Source organism: Paenibacillus sp. VCA1, from assembly GCF_031583795.1.
Taxonomy (GTDB): Bacteria; Bacillota; Bacilli; order Paenibacillales; family Paenibacillaceae; genus Paenibacillus_AQ; species Paenibacillus_AQ albilobatus.
Genome location: NZ_JAVLSX010000018.1, coordinates 23,868 through 50,176, shown reverse-complemented (window position 1 = coordinate 50,176; position 26,309 = coordinate 23,868). Strand labels below are relative to the sequence as shown.

The 26,309-nt window shown below is 53.4% G+C and carries 30 protein-coding genes; 22 read left to right on the top strand and 8 right to left on the bottom strand.

The window, feature by feature from the left end:
- Positions 1-65: 65 nt before the first annotated feature.
- Positions 66-515 carry a MerR family transcriptional regulator gene (locus RJP21_RS27990; protein WP_310862183.1) on the bottom strand — a complete coding sequence of 150 codons (450 nt, stop codon included), beginning with the start codon at positions 513-515 and terminating at the stop codon, positions 66-68.
- Positions 516-769: 254 nt separating this feature from the next.
- The gene (locus RJP21_RS27985) at positions 770-1,357 is read right to left on the bottom strand and encodes a helix-turn-helix domain-containing protein (protein ID WP_310862182.1); all 588 of its coding nucleotides are present in this window, start codon (positions 1,355-1,357) and stop codon (positions 770-772) included.
- Positions 1,358-1,704: 347 nt separating this feature from the next.
- Here RJP21_RS27985 and RJP21_RS27980 point away from each other — a divergent pair, with 347 nt between their 5' ends.
- From RJP21_RS27980 to RJP21_RS27925, 12 genes are all read left to right on the top strand, one after another.
- A complete protein-coding gene (locus tag RJP21_RS27980) occupies positions 1,705-2,847 on the top strand; it encodes a polysaccharide deacetylase family protein (RefSeq protein WP_310862181.1) in 1,143 nt (380 codons plus the stop codon).
- A gap of 149 nt (positions 2,848-2,996) precedes the next feature.
- Positions 2,997-3,416 (top strand): phage holin family protein, encoded by a 420-nt coding sequence (locus RJP21_RS27975; RefSeq protein ID WP_310862180.1) that lies wholly within the window; start codon positions 2,997-2,999, stop codon positions 3,414-3,416.
- An 86-nt stretch (positions 3,417-3,502) separates the two neighbouring features.
- Positions 3,503-3,790 carry a Dabb family protein gene (locus RJP21_RS27970; protein WP_310862179.1) on the top strand — a complete coding sequence of 96 codons (288 nt, stop codon included), beginning with the start codon at positions 3,503-3,505 and terminating at the stop codon, positions 3,788-3,790.
- A gap of 155 nt (positions 3,791-3,945) precedes the next feature.
- Positions 3,946-4,371: a DUF86 domain-containing protein gene (locus RJP21_RS27965; protein ID WP_160040244.1), complete on the top strand. Its 426-nt coding sequence runs from the start codon at positions 3,946-3,948 to the stop codon at positions 4,369-4,371.
- Positions 4,372-4,558: 187 nt separating this feature from the next.
- A complete protein-coding gene (locus RJP21_RS27960) occupies positions 4,559-5,008 on the top strand; it encodes a DUF948 domain-containing protein (RefSeq protein WP_310862178.1) in 450 nt (149 codons plus the stop codon).
- A 22-nt stretch (positions 5,009-5,030) separates the two neighbouring features.
- Complete coding sequence (locus tag RJP21_RS27955; RefSeq protein WP_310862177.1) at positions 5,031-5,390, top strand: YtxH domain-containing protein; 360 nt, start codon at positions 5,031-5,033, stop codon at positions 5,388-5,390.
- Between the two features lie 197 nt (positions 5,391-5,587).
- Entirely contained in the window at positions 5,588-6,403 is an 816-nt protein-coding gene (gene racE, locus RJP21_RS27950; RefSeq protein WP_160040238.1) for a glutamate racemase, read from the top strand.
- 194 nt (positions 6,404-6,597) lie between these two features.
- Complete coding sequence (locus RJP21_RS27945) at positions 6,598-7,797, top strand: M14 family zinc carboxypeptidase (RefSeq protein WP_310862176.1); 1,200 nt, start codon at positions 6,598-6,600, stop codon at positions 7,795-7,797.
- Between the two features lie 138 nt (positions 7,798-7,935).
- Entirely contained in the window at positions 7,936-8,202 is a 267-nt protein-coding gene (locus RJP21_RS27940) for a hypothetical protein (protein WP_310862175.1), read from the top strand.
- A 137-nt stretch (positions 8,203-8,339) separates the two neighbouring features.
- Positions 8,340-8,642 carry an iron-sulfur cluster assembly accessory protein gene (locus RJP21_RS27935; RefSeq protein ID WP_310862174.1) on the top strand — a complete coding sequence of 101 codons (303 nt, stop codon included), beginning with the start codon at positions 8,340-8,342 and terminating at the stop codon, positions 8,640-8,642.
- Between the two features lie 109 nt (positions 8,643-8,751).
- Positions 8,752-9,036: a hypothetical protein gene (locus RJP21_RS27930; protein WP_160040231.1), complete on the top strand. Its 285-nt coding sequence runs from the start codon at positions 8,752-8,754 to the stop codon at positions 9,034-9,036.
- A 203-nt stretch (positions 9,037-9,239) separates the two neighbouring features.
- On the top strand, positions 9,240-10,019 hold the full coding sequence (locus RJP21_RS27925; protein ID WP_397386300.1) for an aldo/keto reductase: 780 nt from the start codon (positions 9,240-9,242) through the stop codon (positions 10,017-10,019).
- Positions 10,020-10,131: 112 nt separating this feature from the next.
- Here the strand turns inward: RJP21_RS27925 and RJP21_RS27920 are convergent, their stop codons facing one another.
- A complete protein-coding gene (locus RJP21_RS27920) occupies positions 10,132-11,271 on the bottom strand; it encodes a THUMP domain-containing class I SAM-dependent RNA methyltransferase (RefSeq protein WP_160040229.1) in 1,140 nt (379 codons plus the stop codon).
- 178 nt (positions 11,272-11,449) lie between these two features.
- On the opposite strand from RJP21_RS27920, the gene RJP21_RS27915 reads away from it, so the two are divergent.
- Positions 11,450-12,088 carry an O-methyltransferase gene (locus RJP21_RS27915; RefSeq protein WP_310862172.1) on the top strand — a complete coding sequence of 213 codons (639 nt, stop codon included), beginning with the start codon at positions 11,450-11,452 and terminating at the stop codon, positions 12,086-12,088.
- Positions 12,089-12,238: 150 nt separating this feature from the next.
- Here RJP21_RS27915 and RJP21_RS27910 read toward each other — a convergent pair whose 3' ends face one another.
- On the bottom strand, positions 12,239-13,450 hold the full coding sequence (locus tag RJP21_RS27910) for an MFS transporter (RefSeq protein WP_160040227.1): 1,212 nt from the start codon (positions 13,448-13,450) through the stop codon (positions 12,239-12,241).
- Between the two features lie 203 nt (positions 13,451-13,653).
- On the opposite strand from RJP21_RS27910, the gene hemE reads away from it, so the two are divergent.
- The 7 genes from hemE to RJP21_RS27875 all read left to right on the top strand — a co-directional run bounded on the left by hemE (position 13,654) and on the right by RJP21_RS27875 (position 21,595).
- Positions 13,654-14,703, top strand: coding sequence for a uroporphyrinogen decarboxylase (gene hemE / locus RJP21_RS27905; protein WP_310862171.1), 1,050 nt, complete (start codon positions 13,654-13,656; stop codon positions 14,701-14,703).
- A 37-nt stretch (positions 14,704-14,740) separates the two neighbouring features.
- Entirely contained in the window at positions 14,741-15,691 is a 951-nt protein-coding gene (hemH, locus tag RJP21_RS27900) for a ferrochelatase (RefSeq protein ID WP_310862170.1), read from the top strand.
- A gap of 145 nt (positions 15,692-15,836) precedes the next feature.
- Positions 15,837-17,291, top strand: coding sequence for a CapA family protein (locus RJP21_RS27895; protein WP_310862169.1), 1,455 nt, complete (start codon positions 15,837-15,839; stop codon positions 17,289-17,291).
- Positions 17,292-17,330: 39 nt separating this feature from the next.
- Positions 17,331-18,059, top strand: a complete 729-nt coding sequence (locus tag RJP21_RS27890) for a glycerophosphodiester phosphodiesterase (RefSeq protein WP_036706640.1) — start codon at positions 17,331-17,333, stop codon at positions 18,057-18,059.
- Between the two features lie 43 nt (positions 18,060-18,102).
- Entirely contained in the window at positions 18,103-18,717 is a 615-nt protein-coding gene (locus RJP21_RS27885) for a fumarylacetoacetate hydrolase family protein (protein WP_310862168.1), read from the top strand.
- Between the two features lies 1 nt (position 18,718).
- Complete coding sequence (locus tag RJP21_RS27880; protein WP_310862167.1) at positions 18,719-19,519, top strand: DUF92 domain-containing protein; 801 nt, start codon at positions 18,719-18,721, stop codon at positions 19,517-19,519.
- 153 nt (positions 19,520-19,672) lie between these two features.
- The gene (locus RJP21_RS27875) at positions 19,673-21,595 is read left to right on the top strand and encodes an ABC-F family ATP-binding cassette domain-containing protein (protein ID WP_310862166.1); all 1,923 of its coding nucleotides are present in this window, start codon (positions 19,673-19,675) and stop codon (positions 21,593-21,595) included.
- Positions 21,596-21,681: 86 nt separating this feature from the next.
- On the opposite strand, the gene RJP21_RS27870 is transcribed toward RJP21_RS27875, so the two are convergent.
- Together RJP21_RS27870 and RJP21_RS27865 are read right to left on the bottom strand one after the other, a co-directional pair.
- On the bottom strand, positions 21,682-22,065 hold the full coding sequence (locus tag RJP21_RS27870; RefSeq protein WP_310862165.1) for a VOC family protein: 384 nt from the start codon (positions 22,063-22,065) through the stop codon (positions 21,682-21,684).
- 30 nt (positions 22,066-22,095) lie between these two features.
- A complete protein-coding gene (locus RJP21_RS27865) occupies positions 22,096-22,374 on the bottom strand; it encodes an ArsR/SmtB family transcription factor (protein WP_310862164.1) in 279 nt (92 codons plus the stop codon).
- A gap of 190 nt (positions 22,375-22,564) precedes the next feature.
- On the opposite strand from RJP21_RS27865, the gene RJP21_RS27860 reads away from it, so the two are divergent.
- Positions 22,565-22,954 carry a BlaI/MecI/CopY family transcriptional regulator gene (locus RJP21_RS27860; protein WP_310862163.1) on the top strand — a complete coding sequence of 130 codons (390 nt, stop codon included), beginning with the start codon at positions 22,565-22,567 and terminating at the stop codon, positions 22,952-22,954.
- Between the two features lie 3 nt (positions 22,955-22,957).
- The gene (locus RJP21_RS27855; RefSeq protein ID WP_310862162.1) at positions 22,958-24,748 is read left to right on the top strand and encodes a M56 family metallopeptidase; all 1,791 of its coding nucleotides are present in this window, start codon (positions 22,958-22,960) and stop codon (positions 24,746-24,748) included.
- A gap of 172 nt (positions 24,749-24,920) precedes the next feature.
- Here RJP21_RS27855 and RJP21_RS27850 read toward each other — a convergent pair whose 3' ends face one another.
- Positions 24,921-25,958, bottom strand: a complete 1,038-nt coding sequence (locus tag RJP21_RS27850) for a M42 family metallopeptidase (protein ID WP_160040214.1) — start codon at positions 25,956-25,958, stop codon at positions 24,921-24,923.
- Positions 25,959-25,978: 20 nt separating this feature from the next.
- Complete coding sequence (locus RJP21_RS27845) at positions 25,979-26,308, bottom strand: LapA family protein (RefSeq protein WP_160040212.1); 330 nt, start codon at positions 26,306-26,308, stop codon at positions 25,979-25,981.
- Between the last annotated feature and the right edge of the window lies 1 nt (position 26,309).

Genomic DNA, 26,309 nt, shown 5'->3' with positions numbered 1-26,309 from the left:
TACTTACCGCAAGAAAACGGCGGCTATTGAAGGCGTCGCCGCAGAAAAAAAGGACCCTTTGGCTCCTAGTTCCGCTGCTTGGGGGCGGCATCCCCGTCGAAGGTTTTGATGAAAACGTCCAGACGTTCCTTCGTCCGTTCCAGCTCGGTCAGCATCGCCTTCATTTTTTCGATTTTGGCGCCGATCATGCCGATCTGCTTGTCAAGCGTCTGCTGCATTCGCCCGAGCTTGCTCATTTTCTCCTCCCGGTCATCCGTGTCGAAATAGGATTTGTGGTGGTTTTTGTAAGCATCCGAGACGGACAGATACTGAACAAGCTCCTGCAGGCTGAAGCCGAGGATTTCCTTGACGTTGACGATTTTCTTCAAATAATCGACATGCTCGCGGGTATAGATCCGGATGCCGCCCTCGCTCCGATCAGGGGCAGGAAAGACGCCAAGCTCTTCATAGTAACGTATCGTTCTCTTGGTCAGCCCGCATTCCCGGGCGACATCATCGATTTTGTACTCATTCATGCCTTTCCTCCCTTGCATCATTTGCTTTTTGACATCCATCATTTTAATCCTATTTAACGTTAACGTCAACGTTAACTTTTGTGCACATTTTCATTTTTGCTTTATCAAACCCAAAGAACCAATCGTGCGTTCTCATCTAAAACTCAACCTATTTTGCCCAAAATAAAACAGCTCTATAAGCCGGAATCAATGCCGGATCATAGAGCTGTCTGCCAAGCGCTTGGCTGGATAAAGCGGCCATATTCGTTTTAGGTTTAAGATTCGTTCAGAATGCAATCCGCAAACAGGATGGATTTCGGGATGCGGAAAAACAGCTCGGCCCGATCCTGAAAGCTTGGGGACGGCAGCGTTCCCTGATGAAGCCATTTGCGGAACGTGCCCGGATGAATGTGCATCCATTCGCTTACGTCGCTGACGGAGAGGTCGTGAACCATGCACAGTCCGGTCAAAATTTTGTTGTCCACAGGCGAACGGGTTAGCGTTCTCCGCATAAATCTGGACGAAGAAGGCTGGCAAATAATCGGGCTGTTTGACGTCACGGTGCGATTAAACAAAATATGATGCGGATACCCGAGAAACTCGCACACTTTGTCCAGGTTTTTTTTGCCGGGGATCCGGCCCTCGTACACCCAAGCGCTGACGCTTCGCGAAGATACGCCAAGCTCCTCGGCAAGCTGGGACAGCTTGATATCGTTTGCCATCAAAACCGCAAGCAACACCCGGTTGCGGACTTGGCAGCGGGAAGGCTTGCGAAAGCGTTTGACGCGGATGCCTTTTCCCAAATATTTGCGGTTGATCAGAGACCACGCCTGAATTGAATGCTGTTCTTGTTGTGTAGGCATATTTCCTCCGAATATTTTTCTTCAAATTCTACATTTTTAAACGCTTCTTTTCAATAGTAACTATCGCCCATTTTTATGGCTTTCTTCCTAGTTCGATATGCTTTTTTCATAGTTTGCGGGAAAGTAGTCATAAATTCAATTGCACAAATCTCCTCCAATTCCTGATATTTCCGAAAAGATGACAGAAATGGTTACTGAAATGAAATTGAAACGTCCGGCATAGTCAGGTACAATGCAGAAGAACTAGATTGCTAGATTCGAAGTTTAGATGCGGGGAAATTCGTTTAATAGATTCCTTGAGACGACAAATCTATGCAAAATACGCGTAAAAAGGTTGGTAGAGAGAAGTGAAAAAGGTTTTGCAATGCTCCAAATGGATGTTGTCCCTGATCCTGATCTTCGGCTGTGTGTTTTCCGCCGGCAAAGGAAACGCGATCGCTGCGGGAAGTTCGGCGGGAAGCGCGGCATCTTCCGTATTCGTTGCGGTCAACGACACGCTGGTTACATATCCGATGTCCCCGGTCATACATAGTGGCACTTTATACGTTCCTGTGGTTCAAACCGCGTCAGCCATGAATCTGTCGGTGCAGTACGCGCAAGGAAAAATAACGCTGACCCATCGCGGCGGCGCTTCGGCGACCCTTCCGGCGGACGGCAAAAACACGTTCGTCAAAAACGGAAGAACGATGATCTCGTTTCGGATCCTGAGCGAAAAATTCGGGTTTTCGCTGTCGTATTTGCCGAAGCAAAACCTGTACCGCGCGTTCAACGGCGGAGCGACCTTGACGGATGCGCAGCTGGCGGACAAATATAACGGTTATATCCAGCAGCATAAAACCCAGGCGCAGACGCCGGGTTCGAAACCTGCGGCAAATGCCAGAATGATTTACATTACCTTTGACGACGGTCCATCCCCGTATACGCCGCAGCTGCTCAATGTATTGAGCCAGTACAAGGTAAAAGCGACGTTCTTCATGCTCGGCAACCAAATCGCCAATCATCCGCAATCCGTGGCACGCATCGTCAAGGAAGGCCATGGGGTCGGATTGCACGGCATGACGCATCAGAAAAACAAGTTCTACGCTTCGCCGTATTCGGCGCTGAACGAAATGAACATGGACAATGCCAAGCTGCATGAGGCGGCCAACGTATACACGAAGCTGATCCGTGTTCCTTACGGAAGCAAACCTTATTTTACGAAGGCATACCGCGACCAGACGGCCGCAAACGGCTATCATTTGTGGGATTGGAACATCGATTCGAATGACTGGAGATACCAGAGCAACCCGCAAAAGATTTACGACAACGTCATCCGGGACGTGAAAAACATGAAGAGCAAAGGGATCACCCCGGTTGTCCTGTTCCATGACCAGCATGCGACGGTGACGATTTTGCCGCAGCTGATCAAGGCCATTCAGGCCGAAGGCTATACGTTCAAGCCGCTGACCAGCGACATGAAGCCGCTCAATTTCTGGAACGACGAACGTTAACAATCGAATAGATCGTTTGTGATCAACCACAGCAGATCCGCACGACGACTCCAAATCTATCAAATGGGCCCGCCGACGGGCAATTCGTCTTCGCAGGCTGCGTCCTCCCTTCATAGGATATAGAAGATGATAGAAGGGAGGCGCAGTTTATGAATACATTTGCCGTCAACAGCATCAGCGCGCTCGCCGGCAGCTTGATCGCCTACGCATTCGGGAGTTGGGACACGCTGCTGTGGTTTTTTTTGTTTACCATCGCCGTCGACTACGTCACGGGAATACTCGCCTCGCTCAAGGAAGGAACCGGCCTGAAAAGCGATGTCGGGTTTTGGGGCCTGACCCGGAAGGCTCTCATGCTGGTCGTCATTATTATGGCCCATCAGATGGACATGCTTCTCAGCGGCGGATCCGATGTCATCAAAACGGGAGCCATCTATTTCTATTTGTCGAATGAGCTTATTTCGATCACGGAAAACTATGGACGGCTCGGATTGCCTATGCCGGGCAAACTGCGGAGAATGATTGCGGTGCTTAGAGATAAAGATAACGAAAACGACACGCCGAAACGGTAACCTTTGAAAGAGGCTTCTCTTTTCCAAAGCGGGAGGATATGGTATATTTTCTTTGTAACCTTACGACCCTTGCGAGGAGAATAGAGATGATCAAACATATCGTTTTCATTAAATTGCAAGATAGATCTCCGGAAAGCGTTGACAAGACGGCAGCCATCCTGCGCGACATGGAAGGGAAAATCCCGCAGCTGCGCGCGATCGAGGTCGGCGTGGACATCGTTCATTCGGAACGTTCATTTGATATCGCCCTTGTGACCGAATTTTCTTCCTTGGACGATTTGCAGGCTTATCAGGTGCATCCCGTCCATCAGGAAGTGCTTCGTCATTTGAACGAAACGAAAGAATTGTCCCTTTGCGTCGATTACGAAATCTAGCAGATAGGAAGTACGAATTATGAGCGATTTGGAATATCCGATGGAAACATTGTTTCTGCTATTCGTGTTTGTCGCAGCGATTTTCGTCATGTTTTTCTGGCTGAAGCGCCGCGGCAAAAAAGGCAAATAACATTCGCAGCTTGGAGGTACAAACCGTGTATTATGTAAATGAGGAGCAGATCCAGCTTCGTCTGGACGCGATTCCGGAAATTGCCGAAGCGCTGAACAAAGCGGCCGAATCCTGGGATGGCGGCGTGATGCTCGGCATGGTTCAGGAACGTGCGCTGCATTTGGCGATCGAGGTCGTGACCGATGTCGGAAGTTATCTGATCGACGGCTTTATTATGCGGGATGCCAGCAGCTATGAAGATATTATGGAAATCAACCATGAAGAAAAGGTTTTTGACGACGAAATTTACGGAGCGCTCCGCGAATTGGTCGGTCTCCGCAAGCCTTTGGTACAGGAGTATTACTCCTGGAAACGGGACGAGCTCCATCCGCTGACGCCGGTGCTGCCGGACATCTTGAACGGATTTGCCGTTCAGGTGCGGGAATACGTCCGCCGGGAGCTTGGCCATTGATTCGTTATCTGAAAAGACTGCATTGACTGGTAAGCCCATCCAGAAGACCGGATCGGGCTTGTTGTTTTTCATGGGCCGATTTTTTTTCGAAAACCCGCCTTGTCTTTTGTGTCAGGACAATCTCCCCGCGCTTATAATATCCTAACAAATGGGCATTAGCCCGTAAGGGTGAAGGGAGTGACACACCATGTCGGAATGGGGCGCCGTGTTTTTTGCCTTTGGGTTCGCGTTATTCGCCGTCGTCGCGCTGATCCTTTTGCATGCCATCCGCAGAGTGCTGCTTCGAACAGAGGACGTCCTTGGAAAAGCGGAGCAGGAAATTTCGCAGCTTGCCGCCGAATCCAAGGAGCTGTTGGTGCAGACATCGGCGACGTTAACGCAGCTGCAGTCCAGGGTGGAGGAAGTAAGGCCGTTCTGCGAGTCGCTGAAAATGGCGGGCGAAAGCTTGACGAATACGGTGCAGCGGGCCGATGCCATTGCTCAGCTCGTTACCGACACGGCGATGGAACGCCTGGAAAAGGCGCATCGGGAAAATGAGCTCCGCCTGGCGGAGGCATTCCGGTGGCTGGATGTGGGTCTATCCGTCTGGCAATCCGTCAAACGGCAGTCCGAACCCCTTGCGGATGATCATGCCTGAGCGCAAAGGAGAGATCAGAACGATGAAGGAAAAAAACAAAAGCTTGTTGTGGGGCGCATTGATCGGCAGCGTGGTAGGTTCGGTTACCGCACTTCTGCTCGCGCCGAAATCAGGCAAGGAGCTTCGTCAAGATATCGCTGAAGGCGCCAGAACGATCGGCAGCAAAACGCAGGAGTTTGCGGAAAAGGTAAGCGAGCAGGGCGCCAATCTGCTCGGCAAAGTGAAGGATACGGCCGGCAACGTCATTTCGGATATCCGCGGCTGGCGCAACCCGGAGGTGGAAGAAGAGCCTGAAATGGCCCAAATCTCGTCGGTTCAAGATTACGGCAAGCAGGACAGCGTCTCGGGCAAAAGCTTGGAAGAGGATGCCGGAGATCTGTAAAGAAACGCGTGTTGCGGGCGGGTCCGTGTCCCTAACGGGGGAGAAGCGGGCCTGCTTTTGCTGCGTCTTATCGTGTCGCGAATCAGCCGCCGGACCCTGCAATAATTGGCGTAAAAGACTAAGGTACGTTTAGCGTTCAGCATTCATATGTTAGCAATTGAAAGAGTATAAATCGACAAGAAGGAAGCGGTGTGTTCGTGCAGCAAGCAATCGCAATATTAGACTCGGGCGTAGGGGGGCTAACGGTCGTCAAGGAAATCATGAGACAGCTCCCACGGGAAAAAATCATTTATTTCGGAGACACTGCCCGCACGCCATACGGACCCCGTTCGTCCGAAGAAGTAAGGAAGTTTACGGAACAAATCGTGGATTTCCTATGCCAGTTCAATCCCAAAGCCATCGTCATCGCCTGCAATACGGCAACGGCAGCAGCGCTGGACTATATTTCGGAAAAGGTGTCCATCCCGGTGATCGGAGTGATTCACCCGGGGGCCAGGGCCGCCATCAGCGCCACGAAAACCGGGCTTATCGGGGTCATCGGCACCATCGGTACGATCGGCAGCGGCGCATACACGACAGCCCTGAAGCAGCTTTCTCCATACGTGCATGTGGTGAGCGAAGCTTGTCCCGCGCTCGTTCCGCTTGTGGAACAAGGACAGTTCCGGTCGAAAGAAACAACCTCCGTCGTCGAAGCGTCGCTTCGAAACATGCGGAGCTCTTCGATCGACTGCCTGATTTTGGGCTGCACGCATTATCCGTTTTTGAAAGATACGATCCAAGAGGTTATGGGAGAACAGGTGAAGCTGATCAGCTCGGCGGACGAGACGGCCCGGGAGCTCAGCACGATCCTGTACGACAAAGGGCAGCTTGCCAGCGGCGATGAAAGCCCCGTGCATCAATTTTTTTGCAGCGGGGACCCGGAAATGTTCCAGAAAATCGCCAAAACTTGGCTGGGTGAGCAAATCCGGCGAACGCCCGTCGTATGGCAGGTTTCCAAATTCGTCGAGGTATAAGAAGGGAAAGGGTTCCGGGACGCCGGGCCCTTTTCCGTTTTTTCGGAAGATTTGTAAAGGAACTGAATCGGCCTGAACGCCGGGCTGTATTTTTGAAGGGGGGTTTTTAGCATGGTCCAAGGCATCGCCGTCATAAAATCAGAAAAACACCATAGAAAAGCGGCCGTTTACCGGCTGCAGGAAAGGAAGTCGCCATGGAGCAGTATACCGTATGCAAAGGAGACACCCTGGATCGTATTGCCGCAAGCCGAGGGTTATCCCGCACCCATATCATCAACGCGAACCCTTGGGTAGGGGAACAGCCTTATTTGGTGCCGGGCCAAATTATTTTTTTGCCATCTTCCCCAAGGAGAAGATATGTCATACAACCTGGAGACAGTCCGGAAAGGGTATCGGAGGCTTTTCATGTCCGGGAAGCTGCGCTGCTTGAAATGAATCCGGGACTCTCCCGGGACTTTTTTCCGGAAGGACGCGTGTTGGTGCTGCCGCATGCCGAAATCGGCCGGATCGTGCAACTTGAGGGGGAATACGGCTACAGGCATCTGTGCCGCGATGTCAGCAGGCTGTCCCAATCGTACCCGCATATATCGTCCGGAACGATCGGCGAAAGCGTGCTGGGCAAGCCGATCCCTTACGTAAAAATTGGGGAAGGGCCAAAAAGCATTCATGTGAACGCTTCCATCCATGCAAATGAATGGATAACGACCCCATGCATTATGCATTTTATAGAAGAGTACGCTTTAGCTCTGAAGTCGTGCAGCCGCTGGAACGGTTACGACCCGCGCCAGTGGTTTGAGCAATGCACGTTGTGGGTCGTCCCGATGGTCAATCCGGATGGCGTGGAGCTGGTGCAGGAGGGCGTTCAGCCGAGCAATCCGTATTACGAGCTGCTGACGGCTTGGAACGGGGGGCGAAGCGATTATCGTCATTGGAAAGCCAACATCAACGGGGTGGACTTGGGCGACCAGTTCCCTGCCCATTGGGAAGAAGAGGTCCAGCGGCGCGGGAAAAGATCGCCGGGGCCAAGGGACTACGCGGGAACGTCGCCGCTCAGCGAGCCGGAAGCAGAGGCGCTGGCGGCTTTTACCGTCAAAACGTCGCCGGACGCGGCCGTATCGCTGCACAGCCAGGGACAGGAAATTTATTGGAATTATCGCAACTACGAACCGAAGGAAAGCCGGGAGTGGTCGCGAAGGCTCGGCCAGGCAAGCGGGTACCGCCCCGTCAAACTTGAAGGCAGCGACGCCGGTTACAAGGACTGGTTCATCCAGGAATTCCGGCGCCCGGGATTTACCGTGGAAATCGGCCTCGGCAAAAATCCGCTTCCGCTCGAGGACTTCGACAATGTTGCGCTGGAAACGGGTCTGGTGATCGCCGAATTGATGTCGATATGAAAAGGAGCTTGAAACATTTTCTGTAAAAATACGTATACTACTTGTGAGGGGGCCGGCCGTCGCCGTATCGATGGAGCGGTGGTCTCCTCTTTTGATCGTAAAGGTTACTCGAAGGTCAGTTGAAGGGAGCGGGTGAGCATGAAATGGAGAAAACTGATGTCCCTTAGACGTCTGTCCCACATGCCCGGCCAATGTTGGATGTATCTTTCCTCCCCGCAAGTATCTCTGGTGGACAAGCTTCTTTTTATGGTGCCTGTGGCATTGTATTGGGTTTTGCCGGATGTGATGCCGTTTGTCCCGATCGACGATATCGGCGTGACGCTGATAGTCATGGGATGGTACGTTACCCGAATGGAACGGAAATACCCGTCCATCAAGATGCCGCCTTCGGGAGGCAAGCGCTAACGCGCCCTTGCAGGCGGTTATGGATTCTTTTAAGATATAAGGAAAACGAACATGCACACGCGCGGGAGGTTTGCGCCGATCCACGTGTTCCTTTTCGTCACGCTTTTATCCTCAGAAACGGGAGATGTCGATAAACGATGAATTGCAAAATTACGCGCAATGCGGCCAAAGTGTTGCAAAAAGAACTGGAGAAAGAAGAAAACCGGGATCTGAAGCTTCGCGTGCTCGTGACGCATGCACATGGAGACCATGCCCACTATGGCCTGGATTTGGACAAACCCGGCGAAAACGACGAGATCGTCAGCACCGACAAAAACATCGACGTGCTCTTGGACCGCGGCGAGCCGCTGCTTGACGGGGTCAAAATCGACTATTTGTATTTTCCGCAGGAAGGTTTCGTCATTACCAACCCGTCCAAAGGAAACCACGGAGACCATTAACCGTCAGCCGGCAAAAGGACACGGAGCCGTGTGTCATGCATACTTCTTCACCGGAAGCTCCATCCTATAGGATGGATAGCAACTTTTCGAATGAAGGAGAGAGCAGCCCATGGCATCCCGATACGATTCCAGCCTGCAATCGCAAAATCCGATTTCCCAAGCGCAGAATTCCGTGGAGAAGCTGCATTACGCGGTTTCCCAGGCGATGTCCCATCCGAACGACCGGATGATCGAGCAGGCCCAAAACCGTCTCGTCCATACCGAACAGGCGGTGCGCCAAGCCGGCAACAGCTTGAACGGACAAGCCGTGGAGATGGCCGAGGAAATGCTGGCCGAGGAAAAAAGCCGTCTGGCTTCCATCGCTTCCCGCCAGCAAGGAGAACAAACGAAATAAGTTGCCTGTCTAAAGTCCCGCAAAGATGAAGCTTTGCGGGACTTTTTTTGGACATCGACCATGTCGCGAAGGGCGTTTTGGGGGAAGCCGTGGAGGCATGGTATAATGAAACTGATATTTGATGCACATTATCATTCTAAGGGAAGGAGCGAAGCAGCTTGAAACATATAACGGATAACACGACGCTGAACAATGGAATCGCCATGCCGTGGTTTGGGTTCGGTACATATCAGGCAAAAGGCAATGAGGTGTATGAGGCCGTCAAGGTTGCTCTGGAAACGGGATATCGGAGCATAGATACCGCCGCCGTCTACGGGAACGAAGAGGAGGTCGGCAAAGCGATCGCCGACAGCGGCGTCGAGAGAGACGAGATTTTCGTAACGACGAAGGTCTGGAACGACGACCAGGGTTACGACTCCACGCTCCGTGCTTTCGAAGCAAGCCGGAAACGGCTGGGTCTAAACGTTGTCGATCTGTATTTGATCCATTGGCCGGGCAAGGACAAGTTTAAGGATACTTGGAAAGCGATGGAGCGCCTTTATGAGGAAGGGGCCGTCCGCGCCATCGGCGTCAGCAATTTCCACGTTCACCATTTGGAAGAGCTTCTGAAAGACAGCCGCGTCGTTCCGGCCGTGAACCAGGTTGAGCTCCACCCGCGCCTGAGCCAGCGGCCGCTCCGGGATTTTTGCAGCGCGCACGGCATCCAGATCGAAGCCTGGAGCCCGCTTATGAAAGGAAGGCTCGGGGATAACGAGACGCTGCTGGAGATTGCCCGGAAATACGGCAAAACCCCGGCGCAGGTCATTTTGCGCTGGAACCTTCAAAGCCGGATCGTGACGATCCCGAAATCCGTTACGCCGGAGCGCATTCGGGAAAACGCGGCCATTTTCGATTTCGAGCTGACGCCATCCGAATTGGAACGGATCGATGCGCTGAATGAAGATCAGCGGGTCGGAACGAACCCGGACCAGCTTTTTTTCTAAGCTTTTGCGCAGGAAGGTTTCATGCGGACTGGCTGCTTGAACGCGTCTTTCATTAAAAAACCGGACTCCCCATCTGGGGAATCCGGTTTTCTTTGTTACCGCCTTGCGATTATCAATGTTTCCGCGGCGGAAGCGGACCGAAATACTGGTAGTACTGGCATTCGATCCGTCCGTTGTACAGCTTGCGTCTTTTATCGGCTTTCCGTCCGAAATAATGCTCAAACTGCTTGGTCGGGCTGATGGCGAAAAAGGACCAGGTCGGCAGCTGGGCGGAGGTAAAACCGAGCTGGCGGATCAGCTTCTCGACTTCGGCTTTTTCGCTCAGCCGTTCGCCGTATGGCGGGTTGGTGATCAGGCAGCCGTATTCGCCTTCGGGTTTGATTTTCGAAGCAGGCAGGACATGGAATGCGATGTCGCGCGCAAAGCCGGCGCTTTTTGCGGCCGCCTTGGCGATTTCGATCGCCTTCGGGTCGTTGTCGCTGCCGGTAAGCTGCAGCGGCTCGTCGTCCCGAACGGCGTCAAACGCTTCCTCCCGGGCTTCGCTCCAAAGCTGCTCGGGGATGATGCGCCAATGCTCGGAAGGAAACGAGCGGCGCAGCCCCGGCGCGATGTTCCAGCCCATCATCGCCGCTTCGATCAGGATGGTGCCGGAGCCGCAGAACGGGTCGTACAGCGGACGGGAGACGTTCCAACGGCTCAGCTGCAGCATGGCAGCGGCCATCGTTTCCTTGATCGGCGCTTCGGTGACGAGTTTCCGGTACCCGCGTTTATGGAGCGCGGGCCCCGTCGTGTCCAGCGTCAGAAGCGCGACGTCTTTGTGCAGGTTCACTTCGATGACGTAACGGGCGCCGTTTTCCTGGAACCAATCGGTACGATAGCTTTGCTTCAGCTTTTCGACGATCGCCTTTTTGACGATTCCTTGGCAGGCGGGAACGCTGCTCAGCTGGGAATGATGCGAGCGTCCTTCGACGGGGAATTCCCCGTCGGCCGGAATCCATTGCTCCCAAGGGAGCGCTTTGGTTCCTTCGAACAGCTCGTCAAACGTTTTGGCCGGGAACTCTCCCATTTTCACGAGAATCCGGTCCGACGTGCGCAGCCACAAGTTGCAGCGGCAGATGTCTTTCAGGTCGCCGGTAAAGGTGACGCGGCCGTTTTCGACCTCCATGTCGGCATAACCCAATTCTTTAAGTTCACGCGCGACGATCGACTCGAGGCCCATCGGCGCGGTAGCAATCAATTGCAAGCGGGGCATAAGCGATGTTCAACTCCATTTTCTCAGATGCGATTCGTATGTATTCCAATGTCAGCCTCGGCTGACGGAACGGATTGAATCCCTCTAATTTCATTCTATAATAGTATAGGGTAATGCAGAGGGAGAAACAAACCTTTCCCATGCGATTTTTGAATGAAAATGCGAGGAGAGACAATCCATGAATCCTGAAGAATACGCGGACCATTTTCTGGAACATGACGGGCTGCTGGCCCGCGTAAAACAAAATATCGCCGACAAAGGCATGCCGGCCATTTCCATTGCGCCGGGATACGGACGGCTTTTGACGATGCTGGTAGCGGCGACAAAAGCCGAGCAGGTGCTGGAAATCGGGGCTTTGGGCGGCTACAGCGGGATCTGCCTGGCCAGAGGCCTGGCGCCCCAGGGACGGTTGACGTCGCTTGAGCTCAAGCAGGAATATGCCGATCTGGCTTTGGCGCACCTGACGGAAGCCGGTTTCGGCGACCAGGTGGAATTTAAGGTCGGACTGGCTGTGGACAGCCTCGAAACCTTAAAGCAGGAAGGCCGGAAATTCGATTTCTTTTTTATCGATGCCGATAAGGAGAATTACCCGGTATACCTCGAATATGCCATTGAACTGGCGAATCCCGGGGCAATCATTGCCGGGGACAACACGTTTTTGCGCGGAAGAACGCTGAACCCCGACAAAAACGGACCTTCGGTGCAGGCGATCCGCCGTTTCAACGAGTCGATGGCGACCGATGAACGCCTGATCGGCACGATTTTGCCGGCATACGACGGATTGGCCGTGGCGATGGTGAAACCGCAGCAGCGATAAGTCCAGGGCAGCAAAAAAGGTGGGCAGGATCAATCCTGCGCCACCTTTTTTCATTATAGGGTTTATAATTCGGGGCTCCCCGCAAAGTTTCTGCACCAGCTGCGAAGCCAAGGCGCGCGTTCCCCACATCCTTGACCATACATCCGTACGCTACCGGAATTGCGGAGCATTGCCCTTTTTATAAAGCTTGAGCCGCACCCATACCATATTGAGCAGCAGCAGGCATCCGGAGATGATAAACAATCCTTCGATGCCGATAAAGCCGGACAAAAATCCTCCGACCAAAGCGCCCAGCATGTTCCCGAGCGCCAGCGTGCTCGTATTGAAGCCGAAGGCCCGGCTTTCCATGCCGTCCGGCGTATAAGAGCGGATCAGCGCATTGACGCTCGGCAGCAGGCCGCCCATGAAGACGCCCATCAGGAACCGGACGATAATGAGCTGCCATACCGATTGGACGAAAGCCTGCGGAATGAGCATCACCCCGGCGCCGATCAAGGCGAAGGTCAAAATCCGGTGCGCACCGACTTTGTCGCTCAGCTTGCCGAGAATCGGCGAGGTGATCATGTTGGACAACCCGGTAACGGCGCTCACCATGCCGGCCCAGAACGCCAGGTTGACCTCGGACGCATGCAGCTTTTCAACATACAGCGGCAGCAGCGACATCGGACTCATCATCGCGAACTGCAGCAAAAAAGTTACGGCGAACAATGCCGGAAGCTGCGGGATTTTCGTCAGCTCCTTGAATCCGGCAAGCACGGAAGCTTGCGGCTGTTTTGCGGCTTCTTCGCGGTTGAAGTTTTCTTTGACGAGAAAAAGCGCCAGCAGCGACGCCACGAAAATAAGAATCCCGATAATATAGAAAATAGGGCGGAACCCGAACAAATCGGCGAGTCCTCCTCCGATCAGCGGTCCGAGAATCGTTCCGGCCACGGAGCCGGACTGCATGATCCCCATCGCAAAGCCCATCCGTTCTTTCGGGGTCGTGCCGGACACGAGCGAAATCGAAGCAGGGTTGAAGCCGGAGATCGTGCCGTTCAGCAGACGCAGCAGCAGCAGCTCCCAAGGATTGCGGGCAAAGCCCATCAGCGTAATGACGATCGCCATGCCGAAGCCGGAGCGAAGCAGCATGATTTTGCGTCCGTACCGGTCGGCCAGTTTGCCCCAAAGGGGCTGGAAAATGAACGAAGTCATGAAGTTGGCCGCAAAAATCAAACCTGCCCACAAGCCGATTTCATGCTCGCCCCGCACTCCCAGATCTTTCGCCAGATACAGGGACAGGAACGGGGTGATCATCGTCATTCCGGAGTTGACCAGAAACTGGCCGATCCAAAGCACAATCAAATTAACTTTCCACGGTTTCAATGTGCTTTTCACTTCCTTTCTTTGTGACTGAAATCGCGGGATGAAAAACACAGGTTATTCCAGTATAGCATATTTACGCAAGGGCCCCATGTCACAGTTGTCATACTATTGTCACCCGAATTTGCGGACATCCGGTTGTTACTTACTTTTAAAAAGGGCATAATATAGATTAGAGAAATTCTAAAAAACATTGGAGGCCCTTCATGACCTATAACGACACGCTCATACGCGCCAGCTACAAACAGGACATCGGCCATGTACCTGTCTGGTATATGAGACAAGCGGGCAGATACGACCCTGAATACCGCAAAATAAAAGAAAAATATACGCTGCTTGAAATATGCCGGCAGCCGGAGCTTGCGGCCGAAATCACGATGATGCCCGTACGGAAACTGGGCGTAGACGCGGCCATTTTGTATTCGGACATCATGAACCCGGTCGCTTCCCTCGGCGTCGATTTCGATATTGTTAAAAATATCGGACCGGTGATCGACAACCCGATCCGAAGCAAAGCGGACGTGGAAAAGCTGCGCCCGATCGACGTGGATAAGGACTTATCCCATATTATGGAGACCATTCGCATCCTCGACCGCGAGCTTCAGGTTCCGCTGATCACGTTTGCCGGAGCGCCGTTTACGATTGCGAGCTATTTGATCGAAGGCCGTCCGTCCAAAAGCTATATTTTAACGAAAACGCTGATGTACAGCGAGCCGGAAGTATGGCAATTGCTGATGGACAAGCTTGGAGACATGGTCATTACCTATGTGCGGTCCCATATCCAAAACGGAGGCAAGGCGTTCCAGCTGTTCGACAGCTGGGTGGGGGCGCTTGCGCCGAAAGATTTTCAAACCTATGTGCTGCCTACCATTACCCGTATCTTTGCCGAACTTTCGGATTTGAATGTACCAAAAATTTATTTCCCGGGCGTAAGTTCCGGCGAGCTGCTGCCGACGCTGAACAAGCTTCAGGCGGACGTTATCGGGCTGGATTGGCGGGTGTCGATCGCTGAAGGCCGGAAACGGACGGGAGGCAAATTCGCGGTGCAGGGCAACCTCGATCCTTATGTGTTGACCGCGCCTATGGAGACGATCAAACGGTATGCCAAAGAAATCATCGATGAAGGGATCGCGGAGCCCGGGTTTATTTTTAATTTGGGACACGGCCTGTTCCCGGAAGCGTCGCTGGATAAACTCAAGGAATTGACGGAATATATTCATGAGTACTCGGCATCGGCTTTGAAACAAGGCAAATGATAAATCAAGTTCAATATTTAGTAGAGGTGATTGCTTCGTGAAAACCAAAATCGGCGTTTTAGTCATGTCCTACGGCACCCCGGAAAGCATGGAAGGCATTGAAGCGTATTACACGCACATCCGCCGCGGACATGCGCCTTCCCCCGAGCAGCTCGAAGAGCTGTCGGACCGTTATAAAGCGATCGTGGGCGGCGTGTTCCCGCTTCGCGAAAATACGAACCATCAAGTAGAAAACCTGCAGGAGGCGCTCGACACCGAGAGCCGGTTGCTGGACGTCGAATACGTCTGCTATCAGGGGCTTAAGCATGCCAGCCCGTTCATTGAAGACGGCATCGAGCAAATGGCGAAGGACGGCATCAAAAAAGCGGTTGGGATCGTTCTTGCCCCGCATTATTCCACGATGAGCGTGGAGAGCTATGTCAAACGCGCCCAAGCCAAAGCGGACGAAGTCGGGGTGGAATTCACGTTCGTCAAAAGCTATCATCTGCATCCGCAGCTGATCGAAGCGTTCAGCCGCCGCGTCAAAGCGAAGCTGGACCTCTTCAAGGAAGCGGGAGCGGAGCCAAGCGAAGTCCGCGTGCTGTTCAGCGCGCACAGCCTGCCGGAAAGAATCTTGAAGGCCGGCGATCCGTATCCGGAGCAGCTGCTTGAGACTTCGCGCGCGATTGCCGAAAAAACCGGCATCACGTCTTGGCAGTTTGCTTGGCAAAGCGCGGGACGCACCGCGGAACCATGGCTCGGACCGGACATTCTCGACACGCTCCGCAACCTGAGCAAAGAGCAGGTCAAAAACGTGCTGGTCGCTCCGATCGGCTTCGTGTCCGATCATCTCGAAGTGCTGTACGACTTGGATATCGAAGCCCAGGAAGTCGCCAAAGAGCTGGACATGCGCCTCATGCGCATCGACATGCTGAACAGCGACCCGCTGTATATGGAGACGCTGCGCGACGCAATCGTCGAACAGCTTCAAAAATCGAAATTGGCTTAAAACGGGACATCGTTAAAGGAACCCTCCGCTTGCGGGGGGTTCTATTTGCTTCTGCGGGCCTGATATAATAGTATGGATTCTGGAGGAAATCTACTAAAAATTAGGATTTTCAAAGATTCCAAACTGTTTATTTTAAGGAGGAGCGATGTATCCGCCAAGGTCACAAAAAAAACGAACCGGTTCCAAGAACCGGAAAAAGAAGCAGAGGCGGCTGTGGCTCACCCTCAACGCTTGTTTGCTTCTGATGATTGTCATTTTGCTTGCTACTTATTTTCTTACCGAAAATCGGGGCGCGGCAGGAGTTCCGCCGCAGCAGCCGTCATCCGCGAATACGGAACGGAACGAAACCGCGGCGAAGAATAACGGCACGGCGCCGGATTCCGATACGGGCTCCAAGAAAGATGAGCCTGAAGCCGAGGCTTCCGATCCGGCCAAGGAGCAGCCTGCAGAAAAGCCGGATAAGCCGGGAACGGCACAATCGCAAACGCAGCAGACGGGAGAAACACAGGAGAACGATGGGCAAAAACAGCCGCCGCAGCAGACCAAGGACAATCCGCCGGCAGATGCCGCCGATCAAGGAGACGCCGGGAAAGACGCCGGTGCTGAGGACTCTGAAGCGACAAAGGAACATAGTATAATGAAGGATGACGGGAAATCCGTCACGATCCAATTTGTCGGGGACATGATTTTTTCGGGCAAAGTGGAGACGCTGCTTGAAAAAAACGGTTACTCATACCCGTTTCATTATTTGGGAGACATGTTCAAAAAAGACGATCTTACGCTCGGCAATCTGGAGACGCCCGTCACGACGGGCGGAGTAAGCGCCCAAAACAAACAATTCGTGTTCAAGTCCTCGCCGCAAGCGCTGGAAGCGCTGCGGGCCGCGGGGATGGATGTGGTCAATCTCGGCAACAACCATATTCTCGACCAAGGCGAGGTCGGTTTGCTGGATACGATCAACTATTTGGATCAAAGCGGCATCCAGTACGTCGGCGCAGGGAAAGACGCAGATCGTGCTTATAAACCGGTGTATTTCGAGCGAGGAGGCATGAAGATCGCCGTCATCGGCGCGAGCCGGGTTTACCCGGAGACGAACTGGGCGGCCGGAACGAACAAGCCCGGCGTGGCCAGTGCTTACGATAAAGCATCGCGGGTCATCGCCACGATCGGCGAAGCCCGCAAAAAAGCCGATCTCGTCATCGTCATGGTGCACTGGGGGATCGAACGCGCCCTTACGCCGAACGATATTCAAAAAAAGCTGGGGCATGATTTTATCGATGCGGGGGCCGACCTGATCATTGGCGGGCATCCCCATGTTCTGCAAGGCTTGGAGCAGTATAAGGGGAAATGGATTGCTTACAGTACAGGCAACTTTATCTTCACGAAATCGGGCACGCCGTCGACGTGGAAAACGGCCGTATTTCAAGCGACATGCAAAAAGTCGGGCTGCAGCATGAAACTGGTGCCGTTCCATGCGGAGCTTGGCCAGCCCGTCCCGATGAATGCGCAGGAGGGAAGCCAGCTCATGAAAGAGCTGCAAAATCTATCGATCGGCGGCGTCAAAATTTCCGGGGACGGCGTCGTAACGCCGGGATCTTAAGCAGGCTAACTTTGAAACCTTACGTTTGGGGGGAGAAGGATGAACAATCTGTGCGTGGCTCATCGCGGTTTTTCGGGTATAGCGCCGGAGAACACGATGGCTGCTTTTCGAATGGCTATAGCCGAACCCTTTGTTCAGTGGATCGAAATCGATACCCAGCTTACGATCGACGGGATTCCCGTGGTCATCCATGATTTTACCCTGGACCGGACGACGACCGGCACGGGCAAAGTAAAGGATTATACGTGGCAGCAGCTTCTCCGGTTCGACGCAGGAAGCTGGAAAAGCAGGGATTACCACGGAGAGCGGATTCCTTCTCTCACCGAGGTGCTTCATCTTTGCTGCGGCCGGGTCCGGCTTAACATCGAGCTTAAAACGTCGGGAAACATGTACCCTGGATTGGAGCAGGCGGTGATCGACCGGGTCGCTTCGTATCATATGGAGCAGGACGTCGTGCTGACTTCCTTTGACGCCGGGGCGCTCCGTAAAGTGAAGGAAATCAATCCGGATATTCAAACCGGTCTGATCATCGATGCCAAACCAAAGGACCTTGTCGAGCGGCTTCAGGCGTTGGGATGCTCCTTCCTGTCGATCGGCCATCCGAATTTGGACCCGGAGCTGTTTCAAAGACTGAAAGCGGCAGGCATCGAGGTAATGGCCTGGACCGTCGACGACGCCAGAAGGATGAGACGGATCGCGGATATTTCCCCGGAAATCTTGATCTGCACCAACCGGCCGGATGTGTGGAAAAAAACGTTTATGGGCTAGACGGGAACATCTACATTTTTTACTAGCAAAGGATGGGAATAGGATGATTCAAAACGTGTATTGTGTCGGACGCAACTACAGGCTGCATGCCGCCGAGCTTGGAAACGACGTGCCGGATGAGCCGATGATTTTTTTGAAGCCGTCCCATGCGGTCGCCCGTTTGGCGGGTCAGACGCTCGAGCTGCCGCAAAACAAAGGGGAGGTTCATTACGAGGGAGAACTTGTTCTTCGCGTGCGCCGCTCCTATGAGCCGGGCATCAAGGTGGATGACCTGGTAGGCCAAATGGCGCTCGGGATCGATTTTACGCTGCGGGACGTGCAGACGGGCATCAAGAAAAAAGGACATCCATGGACGGCCGCCAAAGGCTTTAAAAACGCCGCGCCGATTTCCGAATTCATCGATTTTCCCGGAGTAGAGGCGGCAGAGGGCGAAGACTTCACGGTACGCCAAAACGGCAAGGAAGTGCAGCGCGGAAATATTAAGGAAATGATTTTCCCTTTGCAGGAGATTGTCGATTATATCGGCGCGAATTACGGACTTGGCGAAGGGGATGTCATTTTTACGGGCACGCCCGCCGGGGTGGGTCCTTGCGCTGCCGGCGATACGTTTGAGCTGTATTGGGGAGACCGTCTTCTCGGAAGCTGCGTGATCGGCTGACATGTTCTGGCTGATCGGCGCGCTTTGCGCCTTCGTCGTCGCCGGAGGTGCTTACTGGAAAAGGTCGCTCACCCTCTCAGGGGCGGTTGCCGCGTTTGTCATGGGCACGGTCTATTTTGGCGCGGGCAATTTGTTATGGTTCGGCACGCTGCTTGTGTTTTTTGTCAGCTCTTCGCTGCTGTCGAAATTCAAACAAGCAAATAAAGAAGAACTCGAAAAATCCTATGCCAAAACCGGCAAGCGGGACGCGGGCCAGGTATTTGCCAACGGCGGCGCGGGCATGCTGCTGTGCATATTTCATGCCGTATGGCCTCACCCGGGTTGGATTTACGCTTTTATCGGCGTCATGGCGGCCGTGACGGCCGACACCTGGGCGACCGAATGGGGAGGGCTCAGCCGCAGGCCGCCGCGTTCCGTGCTGACGGGAAAGATCGTTCCTCCCGGCACGTCGGGGGGCGTCACGTTGATGGGCAGCGCAGCGGCCGCGGTCGGCGGGCTTGCCATTGCGTTGTTCGCCTGGTTATTCACCTTGTGGACCCGGACGGACGCAGCCTGGTTGGGCTTATGGCTTGCAGGGCTTGCCGGCGGGCTCGCCGGCGCGTTTGCCGATTCCTTTCTGGGGGCGACCGTGCAGGTCATGTACCGATGCCCCGTATGCGGCAAAGACGTGGAAGTGCTTGAGCATTGCGGACGGCCGACCCGCCGGATTCGCGGATGGCGCTGGATGAACAACGACGCGGTCAATTTTATTTCTTCCTGCATTGGCGGTCTGGCGGCGTGGCTGCTGGCCTTGGCGCTCTGATCGGATCGAAATTTCATAAAACCGTCCGGATTCGGACGGTTTTATTGCTTCCATGGGCGGGCGACGGACGGCTCACCTGTTCCTATCGGACCTAACCGTATGCTAAAATAGCATTATGCTTTTTAATTCAAGAGATAAGTAGGGAAAAACGATATGAACATCATGACCGTTGAACATATATCAAAAAGCTACGGCGAAAAGATCCTGTTTCAGGATGCTTCCTTCGGCATGGAGGATCAGGACAAAATCGGCATCGTCGGCGTGAACGGAACGGGCAAGTCGACGTTTTTGCGCGTCATTGCCGGGCTGGAACAGCCGGATGACGGGAGCATTTCCATCGGAAACCAGGTCAGGGTGCGTTACCTGGCGCAAAATCCGGATTTTAATCCGGACAATACGGTGCTGCAGCAGGTGTTTGAGGGGAATGATCCGAAGCTCAAGGTCGTTCGGGATTACACCGAAACGATGGAACGGCTGGAACGGAATCCCGCGGATTCGGCGCTGCAGGAAAAGCTGCTGAAGCTGAACCAGCAGATGGACGCGCTTCAGGCATGGCAAATGGAAAGCGAAGCGAAAACCATTTTGTCCAAGCTTGGCATCGTTCGGTTCGATGCGCCTATGGGCACGTTGTCGGGGGGACAGCGCAAGCGGGTCGCCTTGGCGCAGGCGCTGATCGAACCGTGCGAGCTGCTCATTTTGGACGAACCGACGAACCATATCGACAACGATTCCGTTATATGGCTTGAGCAGTATTTGCAGAAGCGCCGCGGCGCGCTGTTGATGATTACGCATGACCGCTATTTTTTGGATCGGGTCGCGAACGTGATGCTGGAGCTGGACCAAGGCAGATTGTTCCGGTACGAAGCCAATTACTCCAAGTTTCTTGAGCTGAAAGCGGAGAGGGAGGAACGGGAGGAAGCTTCCGAACAAAAAAGGCAGAACCTGCTGCGGAATGAGCTGGCCTGGATCCGGCGCGGAGCCAAAGCAAGATCGACCAAGCAAAAGGCCCGGATCGATCGCTTCGAAGCGCTCAAGGAGCAGCAGGGGCCGACGCGGAGCGGCACGGTGGAAATGTCGGCGGCCTCGACGCGATTGGGGCGCAAAATCATCGAGCTCGAGCATGTGGGCAAAAAAGCCGGCGGCAAGCTATTGATCCATGATCTGAATTATATTTGCGTGCCCGGCGACCGGATCGGCATCGTGGGGCCGAACGGAAGCGGGAAATCGACGCTGCTGAACATGATTGCCGGAAGACTGCAGCCGGATGAGGGAGAGATCGTCGCCGGTCCGACCGTTAAAGTCGGCTATTTCACCCAGGAGCATCAGGATATGGACGGCAGCATGCGCGTCATTGAATATATTAAGGAAGAAGCGGAAGTCATCCGGTCCGAGGACGGCGGCAGCATTACCGCTTCCCAGATGCTGGAGCGCTTTTTGTTCCCGCCTGCCATGCAGTGGACTCCGATTTCCCGGCTGTCGGGCGGCGAGAAAAGGCGCCTGTATTTGCTGCGGGTACTGATGTCCGCGCCGAACGTGCTGCTTCTTGACGAGCCGACCAACGACCTGGACATCCAAACGCTTGCCGTGCTCGAGGATTATTTGGACGATTTTCCGGGCGTCGTGTTTGTCGTATCCCATGACCGGTACTTTCTGGACCGGACCGTGGATAAAATGCTGGCCTTCGAGGGTGAGGGACGGGTACGGGTCCATGTGGGCAATTTTACCGAATACAGCGAATGGATGGCTAAAAACGCCGAACCTGCCGCCGCGGAACGCAAGGCGGAAAAGACGGCTTCTGCATCGAAAAACGACCCGGCGGCCGCTCCGCGCGAAAAGCTGAAATTCAGCTACAAGGAGCAGCGCGAATACGAGCAAATCGATGGCCTGATCGAGGCTTGCGAAAACAAACTGGCCGGCATCCGGAAAAAGATGGAGGAAGCGTACAGCGACTCCGCCCTTCTGCAGGAGCTGCTGCAGCAGCAGGAGGAAACCGAGCAGGAGCTGGAGCATCTCATGGAACGCTGGACGTACCTGAACGAGCTGGCGGAGAAAATCGAAGCAAGCAAAAACAGTTAACCTACCCATCGGAACAAAAAATGAGCCACCTTGATAGGGTGGCTTCATTACCTTTGATTAACTGTAATTTCCAGTTAGTTTAAGTGTTACTTCTGCATAATCTGAATCAGATTGCCGCATGTATCGTCGAAGACAGCTATTGTGACATCGCCCATTGTTGTCGGCTCCATCGTAAACTTCACGCCGTTTTCCAATAACCGTTTATACTCTTTATGAACATCCGCAACGCCAAACATTGTTGCTGGGATGCCATCGGCAAATATCTTCTCTTGATACTCTTTGGCGGCAGGATGGTCATTCGGTTCGAGTAATAGCTCGGTACCGTCTTGTTCCTCAGGGGAAACAAGCGTTATCCACCGGAATTCTCCGACGGGAACGTCCTCTTTTTTTACAAACCCCAGCTTTTCTGAATAAAACTGCAGCGCCTTGTCCTGATCTTGTACAAATATACTGGTAACAACGATTTTCATACTTTTTTTCCTCCTTTGATATTTGAGATGTTACTCTACCCATCCTTTCAGCAAATCTTTGAGTGGTTCGTTGTTGAATATCACGACTCGATATTTTCCTTTCTTTTCTGATTTCACGAGCCCTGCCTCTTCCAATGCAGAAATATGTTTAGCTATAGCCTGCCGCGAAATGGAAAGGTCATGCTTCATAATGAGACGTGCCGTAAGTTCATACAACGTCATTTCGTTGCGTTCGGATAATTCGTCTAATATGAGCCGCCGAGTCGAGTCGCCAAGAGCTTTGAATATTGCGTCTTTGTTCCAATTCATATATCGATCATACGCAACTTATAGGTTGCTTGTCAATACGAGCAACTCTAAGGTTGCATATTTTTTTTCAATGGCGGTGTTTTCCTTTAGCGTATTTAAGATTAGGCCAACGCAGGATTGACAATCCGGATTACATATGTAATATTATAAAGCGAGATTACAAACGTAATCTTGAAAGGGGGAAATCCATTTGAATACATTACCCGTCATTTCGGAGGCGGAATGGGAAGTTATGAAAGTGCTTTGGCAGAGTTCGCCAATGGCGGCGAATGAGGTCATTGATGCGCTTGCTTCCCATATGGACTGGAGCCCGAAAACCGTCCGGACCCTGTTGAACCGGCTGGTGGCCAAAGGAGCCGTCGCCTATCACCCGGACAGCAGACCGTATTCCTATTATCCGCTCATTACCGAAGAGGAATGCCAGAAGGCGGAAACCAAAAGCTTTTTGAAACGGATTTACAGCGGGTCGTTGAAGCCGCTTTTGGTGAACTTTTTGAAAGAGGAACAGCTTACTTCCGCCGATATTGAGGAACTGCGGCGGCTGCTGGACGAAAAGTCGGATTCGGGGAGGAGGGGGTAAGCGATGGAATGGCTGACCGGCCCCTCAATGAGCACTTTTTTGGATTGGGTCATAAAAACGACGCTTCTGGCAAGTGTGATGACCCTACTTATTTTTGTTATCAAAGCCGTTTTGAACAATAGGGTGAAGCCCGGGTGGCATTATGCTTTATGGCTGCTTTTGATGTTGAGGCTTCTGATTCCTTCGGGTCCGCATAGCGAGTTCAGCATCGATAATCTTTTTTCATGGACCCATGCTACGCCCGCAAGCGAAGCGAATACGCCCGATCTTACATCCGGGAACGAACCGATGCCGTCTTCGCCTTCGCCTGAGGTTCCGGGAATCGTTCATCCTGAAACCTTAGGGAATGTTACGGGGGCTGATCTGAACCATACAGGCAGGGCGTGGGACGTGAAGCAGGTGCTTACAGGGATATGGCTCCTTGTATCCATCGCTTTGCTGCTGCGATTGCTGCTCGTCAACGTTCATTTTTCCATGAGGCTGCGAAAGGTTGCGGAACCGGCTGTTCGGGCGGATATGCAGGTGCTGATGCGAGCTAAACAAACCATGGGAATCAAACGCCGTATCCGTCTCAGCTTTTCGACGGCCGTGGCTACGCCGACGCTCTTCGGACTGTTTTGGCCCCATTTGATCATGCCCGTCAGCAGCAGGGAACTGAATGAGGAGCAGCTGAATCATATTTATTTACATGAGCTTGCGCATGTAAAACATGCCGATATTTTGGTGAATTGGCTGATGCACGTACTGTTGGCTCTCCACTGGTTCAACCCTCTTCTGTGGTACGCCCTATACAAAATGAGGGAGGATCAGGAGCTTGCGGCGGATGCCTTGGCGCTTTCAAGGATCGATCCGAAGCGGGTATCCGAATACGGACATACGATTATTGCATTACTCGAGAAATACAAACAGCGCGGAGCGCAAATTCCCGGGACCGCGGGATTGTCGGGTTCCAAGCAGCAGCTTAGAAGGAGGATATTCATGATTAAAAACTTTAAACGAAAATCGCTCGGCTGGACGATTGCCGGGCTTGCACTTATCGTGGCTTTAAGCGGATGCGCGCTGACCAATGGAAAAACAACCAGCGATGAAACAGCCGCTAAACCACCGGCGGATGCGACTACACCGGCGGAAACCACCACGAATACGCCTGGCGATAATAATTCAGGCGATGCACAATCCGGAAACACGGCAACGGAAAACGATGCCCAAAACGGCTCGGCCGGTTCCGGCGGCGTCTCGACGTCCACAAAGGGCGGCTCTAACCAGGGCAGCACCGGTTCAACGGGTTCCAAACAAACGGGAACGCAGTCGTCCGATACGAAGGGGCACGAACAGCAGCTTAAAGACATCGTTGCACTCGCGAAAAAAGGGAAAGTAAAAGGAGCCGATTTTGTCGCCGGGAAAACGACGATTGACGTTGTGCATGAGGCTTGGGGGGAACCTGACCGTCCTTGGCAGCCAACCGACCGCTACGCTTACGACAGCTACTCGCCCGGAGCGGGCCGGGGGACGTATGCCTTCGGCATCGGACGCGGCGAAGTGGTATACGATATCCGCTATTTCGGTTCACCGATGGATGAAAGCCAGGCTTTCAATGGGATCAGCTTTGCGGAAATTAAGCGAACGCTGGGCAAACCAAGCTCAATCAAAACAAACAGCGGTGATGACATCCTGATGTACAAACTCGGGGAGTACGAACTGAAATTTGTAGGTCCGCATAAAACGCAGCGGCTGGATCACATCTCCGTATATTCCCCAAGAGCTGCGGCGCCTATGGGCGGTTCCGCAAAATAAGGGGAATGAAGGAACAGCGCCTTCGCGCATTGCAAAGGGGATTTTCGATCAAAAAAGCTATTCGATCAGAGGGATCGAATAGCTTTTTTTTTGCGGTATGATAGAGCACCGTGAAAATGCATGGAAACCGGTCCGTCGGTCCGGTGCTTGTCCGGAAAACATTTGCTTTACATCAAGCTTTCACATAAGCCGCAAGCAGCTTGGACGTATTAAACACGGCCGTTTTATGCGTCCGTTCCATCGCGTGGGAAGCGTGCACGCCCGGTCCGATCAACGCGGCGCGGATATTGTTGCCGGCCGACAACGCGGCGGAAGCGTCGGAGCCGTAATGCGGGTACACGTCGACCGCAAACGGGATGCCTTCGGCTTTGGCCAGCTCGATCAGCTTGCTTGTCATGTCATAATCGTACGGGCCGGAAGAATCCTTGGCGCAAATGGAAACGTCGGTCTCCTTGCAGCTGAGATCATCGCCGATGCAGCCCATGTCGACGGCGATCAGTTCGTCGATATCGGAAGGGATGAAGGCGGCGCCGTGCCCCACTTCCTCGTAATTGGAAATGAGCAGCTTCAAATGATGTTTCGGCTTCCAGTTTTCGCGTTTCATCGATTCGAGCAGGCCGAACAGCGCGGCGACGCTGGCTTTGTCGTCGATATGGCGGGATTTGACGAAACCGCTGTCCGTAATGACCGCGCGGGAATCAAAGGATACGAAGTCGCCGACCCCGATGCCGAGCTTAAGCACGTCTTCCTTGGATTCGACGAGCTCGTCGATGCGGACTTCCATGTTTTCTTCCTCGCGTTTGAATTCGCGGGCATCGCTGTATACATGCACGGAAGGATGCGTGCTCAAAATCGTGCCCGTATACGTTTTGCCGCTGCGCGTATGGATGACGCAGTATTCGTTTTCGATGCTTTGCAGCATAAAACCCCCGACGCGGGTCAAGCGGAGTCTGCCGTCGGATTTGACGGCACGCACCATGGCCCCCAGCGTGTCCACATGCGCGCTGAGCCCGATCGTGCGGGAGCCGTCCTCGCCCTCGACTTCGAGAATCGCGCCTCCCTTTTGGTTCCAGGACAGCTTGACGCCGAGGGAGGACGCTTCCTGCTCGACAAGCTTCAAGGCGTGGGCGGTAAAACCGGTGGGGCTTGGCGTGTCCAGCAGTTTTTTCAAAAACGTAAGTATGTATTCTTCATTCGGTTGGATAGACATGGGGAGTTCCTCCTCTTTCATTAAGTTGTAGGCAATTCCTCTTGTTCTTTGGAAACGCCGTTTTTCAGTTCTTCCGGTGAAGGAGGCGTATAACCCGTCTCGTTTTGGATAAACGCGAGCTGGGCGTTCAACAGCTTGATTTCCTTCTGCAGCTTGTACTGCCTGAAGATTCCGTAAGAACCGACGATGATGCCGCCGATCAGCGTGCAGCCGACGATGAGCAGGATCAGCGGGATGTCGACTTTGCTGAACATGAAATTAACCCGAACCGGATCCACGTTAATGACGGCGAATACGGCCGTAATCAGCGCAAAAACCAATCCGGCGATAAGCGACCACTGGATTTTCATG

Coding starts and splice junctions, on each gene's coding strand:
- RJP21_RS27940 (WP_310862175.1), top strand. CDS start 7,936: ATGAAATGGAGAAAACTGATGTCCCTTAGACGTCTGTCCCACATGCCC.
- RJP21_RS27845 (WP_160040212.1), bottom strand. CDS start 26,308: ATGAAAATCCAGTGGTCGCTTATCGCCGGATTGGTTTTTGCGCTGATT.
- RJP21_RS27985 (WP_310862182.1), bottom strand. CDS start 1,357: ATGCCTACACAACAAGAACAGCATTCAATTCAGGCGTGGTCTCTGATC.
- RJP21_RS27960 (WP_310862178.1), top strand. CDS start 4,559: ATGTCGGAATGGGGCGCCGTGTTTTTTGCCTTTGGGTTCGCGTTATTC.
- RJP21_RS27955 (WP_310862177.1), top strand. CDS start 5,031: ATGAAGGAAAAAAACAAAAGCTTGTTGTGGGGCGCATTGATCGGCAGC.
- RJP21_RS27925 (WP_397386300.1), top strand. CDS start 9,240: ATGCCGTGGTTTGGGTTCGGTACATATCAGGCAAAAGGCAATGAGGTG.
- RJP21_RS27915 (WP_310862172.1), top strand. CDS start 11,450: ATGAATCCTGAAGAATACGCGGACCATTTTCTGGAACATGACGGGCTG.
- RJP21_RS27885 (WP_310862168.1), top strand. CDS start 18,103: ATGATTCAAAACGTGTATTGTGTCGGACGCAACTACAGGCTGCATGCC.
- RJP21_RS27945 (WP_310862176.1), top strand. CDS start 6,598: ATGGAGCAGTATACCGTATGCAAAGGAGACACCCTGGATCGTATTGCC.
- RJP21_RS27850 (WP_160040214.1), bottom strand. CDS start 25,958: ATGTCTATCCAACCGAATGAAGAATACATACTTACGTTTTTGAAAAAA.
- RJP21_RS27880 (WP_310862167.1), top strand. CDS start 18,719: ATGTTCTGGCTGATCGGCGCGCTTTGCGCCTTCGTCGTCGCCGGAGGT.
- hemE (WP_310862171.1), top strand. CDS start 13,654: ATGACCTATAACGACACGCTCATACGCGCCAGCTACAAACAGGACATC.
- RJP21_RS27970 (WP_310862179.1), top strand. CDS start 3,503: ATGATCAAACATATCGTTTTCATTAAATTGCAAGATAGATCTCCGGAA.
- RJP21_RS27875 (WP_310862166.1), top strand. CDS start 19,673: ATGAACATCATGACCGTTGAACATATATCAAAAAGCTACGGCGAAAAG.
- RJP21_RS27890 (WP_036706640.1), top strand. CDS start 17,331: ATGAACAATCTGTGCGTGGCTCATCGCGGTTTTTCGGGTATAGCGCCG.
- RJP21_RS27920 (WP_160040229.1), bottom strand. CDS start 11,271: ATGCCCCGCTTGCAATTGATTGCTACCGCGCCGATGGGCCTCGAGTCG.
- RJP21_RS27865 (WP_310862164.1), bottom strand. CDS start 22,374: ATGAATTGGAACAAAGACGCAATATTCAAAGCTCTTGGCGACTCGACT.
- RJP21_RS27855 (WP_310862162.1), top strand. CDS start 22,958: ATGGAATGGCTGACCGGCCCCTCAATGAGCACTTTTTTGGATTGGGTC.
- RJP21_RS27990 (WP_310862183.1), bottom strand. CDS start 515: ATGAATGAGTACAAAATCGATGATGTCGCCCGGGAATGCGGGCTGACC.
- RJP21_RS27895 (WP_310862169.1), top strand. CDS start 15,837: ATGTATCCGCCAAGGTCACAAAAAAAACGAACCGGTTCCAAGAACCGG.
- RJP21_RS27975 (WP_310862180.1), top strand. CDS start 2,997: ATGAATACATTTGCCGTCAACAGCATCAGCGCGCTCGCCGGCAGCTTG.
- RJP21_RS27930 (WP_160040231.1), top strand. CDS start 8,752: ATGGCATCCCGATACGATTCCAGCCTGCAATCGCAAAATCCGATTTCC.
- RJP21_RS27870 (WP_310862165.1), bottom strand. CDS start 22,065: ATGAAAATCGTTGTTACCAGTATATTTGTACAAGATCAGGACAAGGCG.
- RJP21_RS27935 (WP_310862174.1), top strand. CDS start 8,340: ATGAATTGCAAAATTACGCGCAATGCGGCCAAAGTGTTGCAAAAAGAA.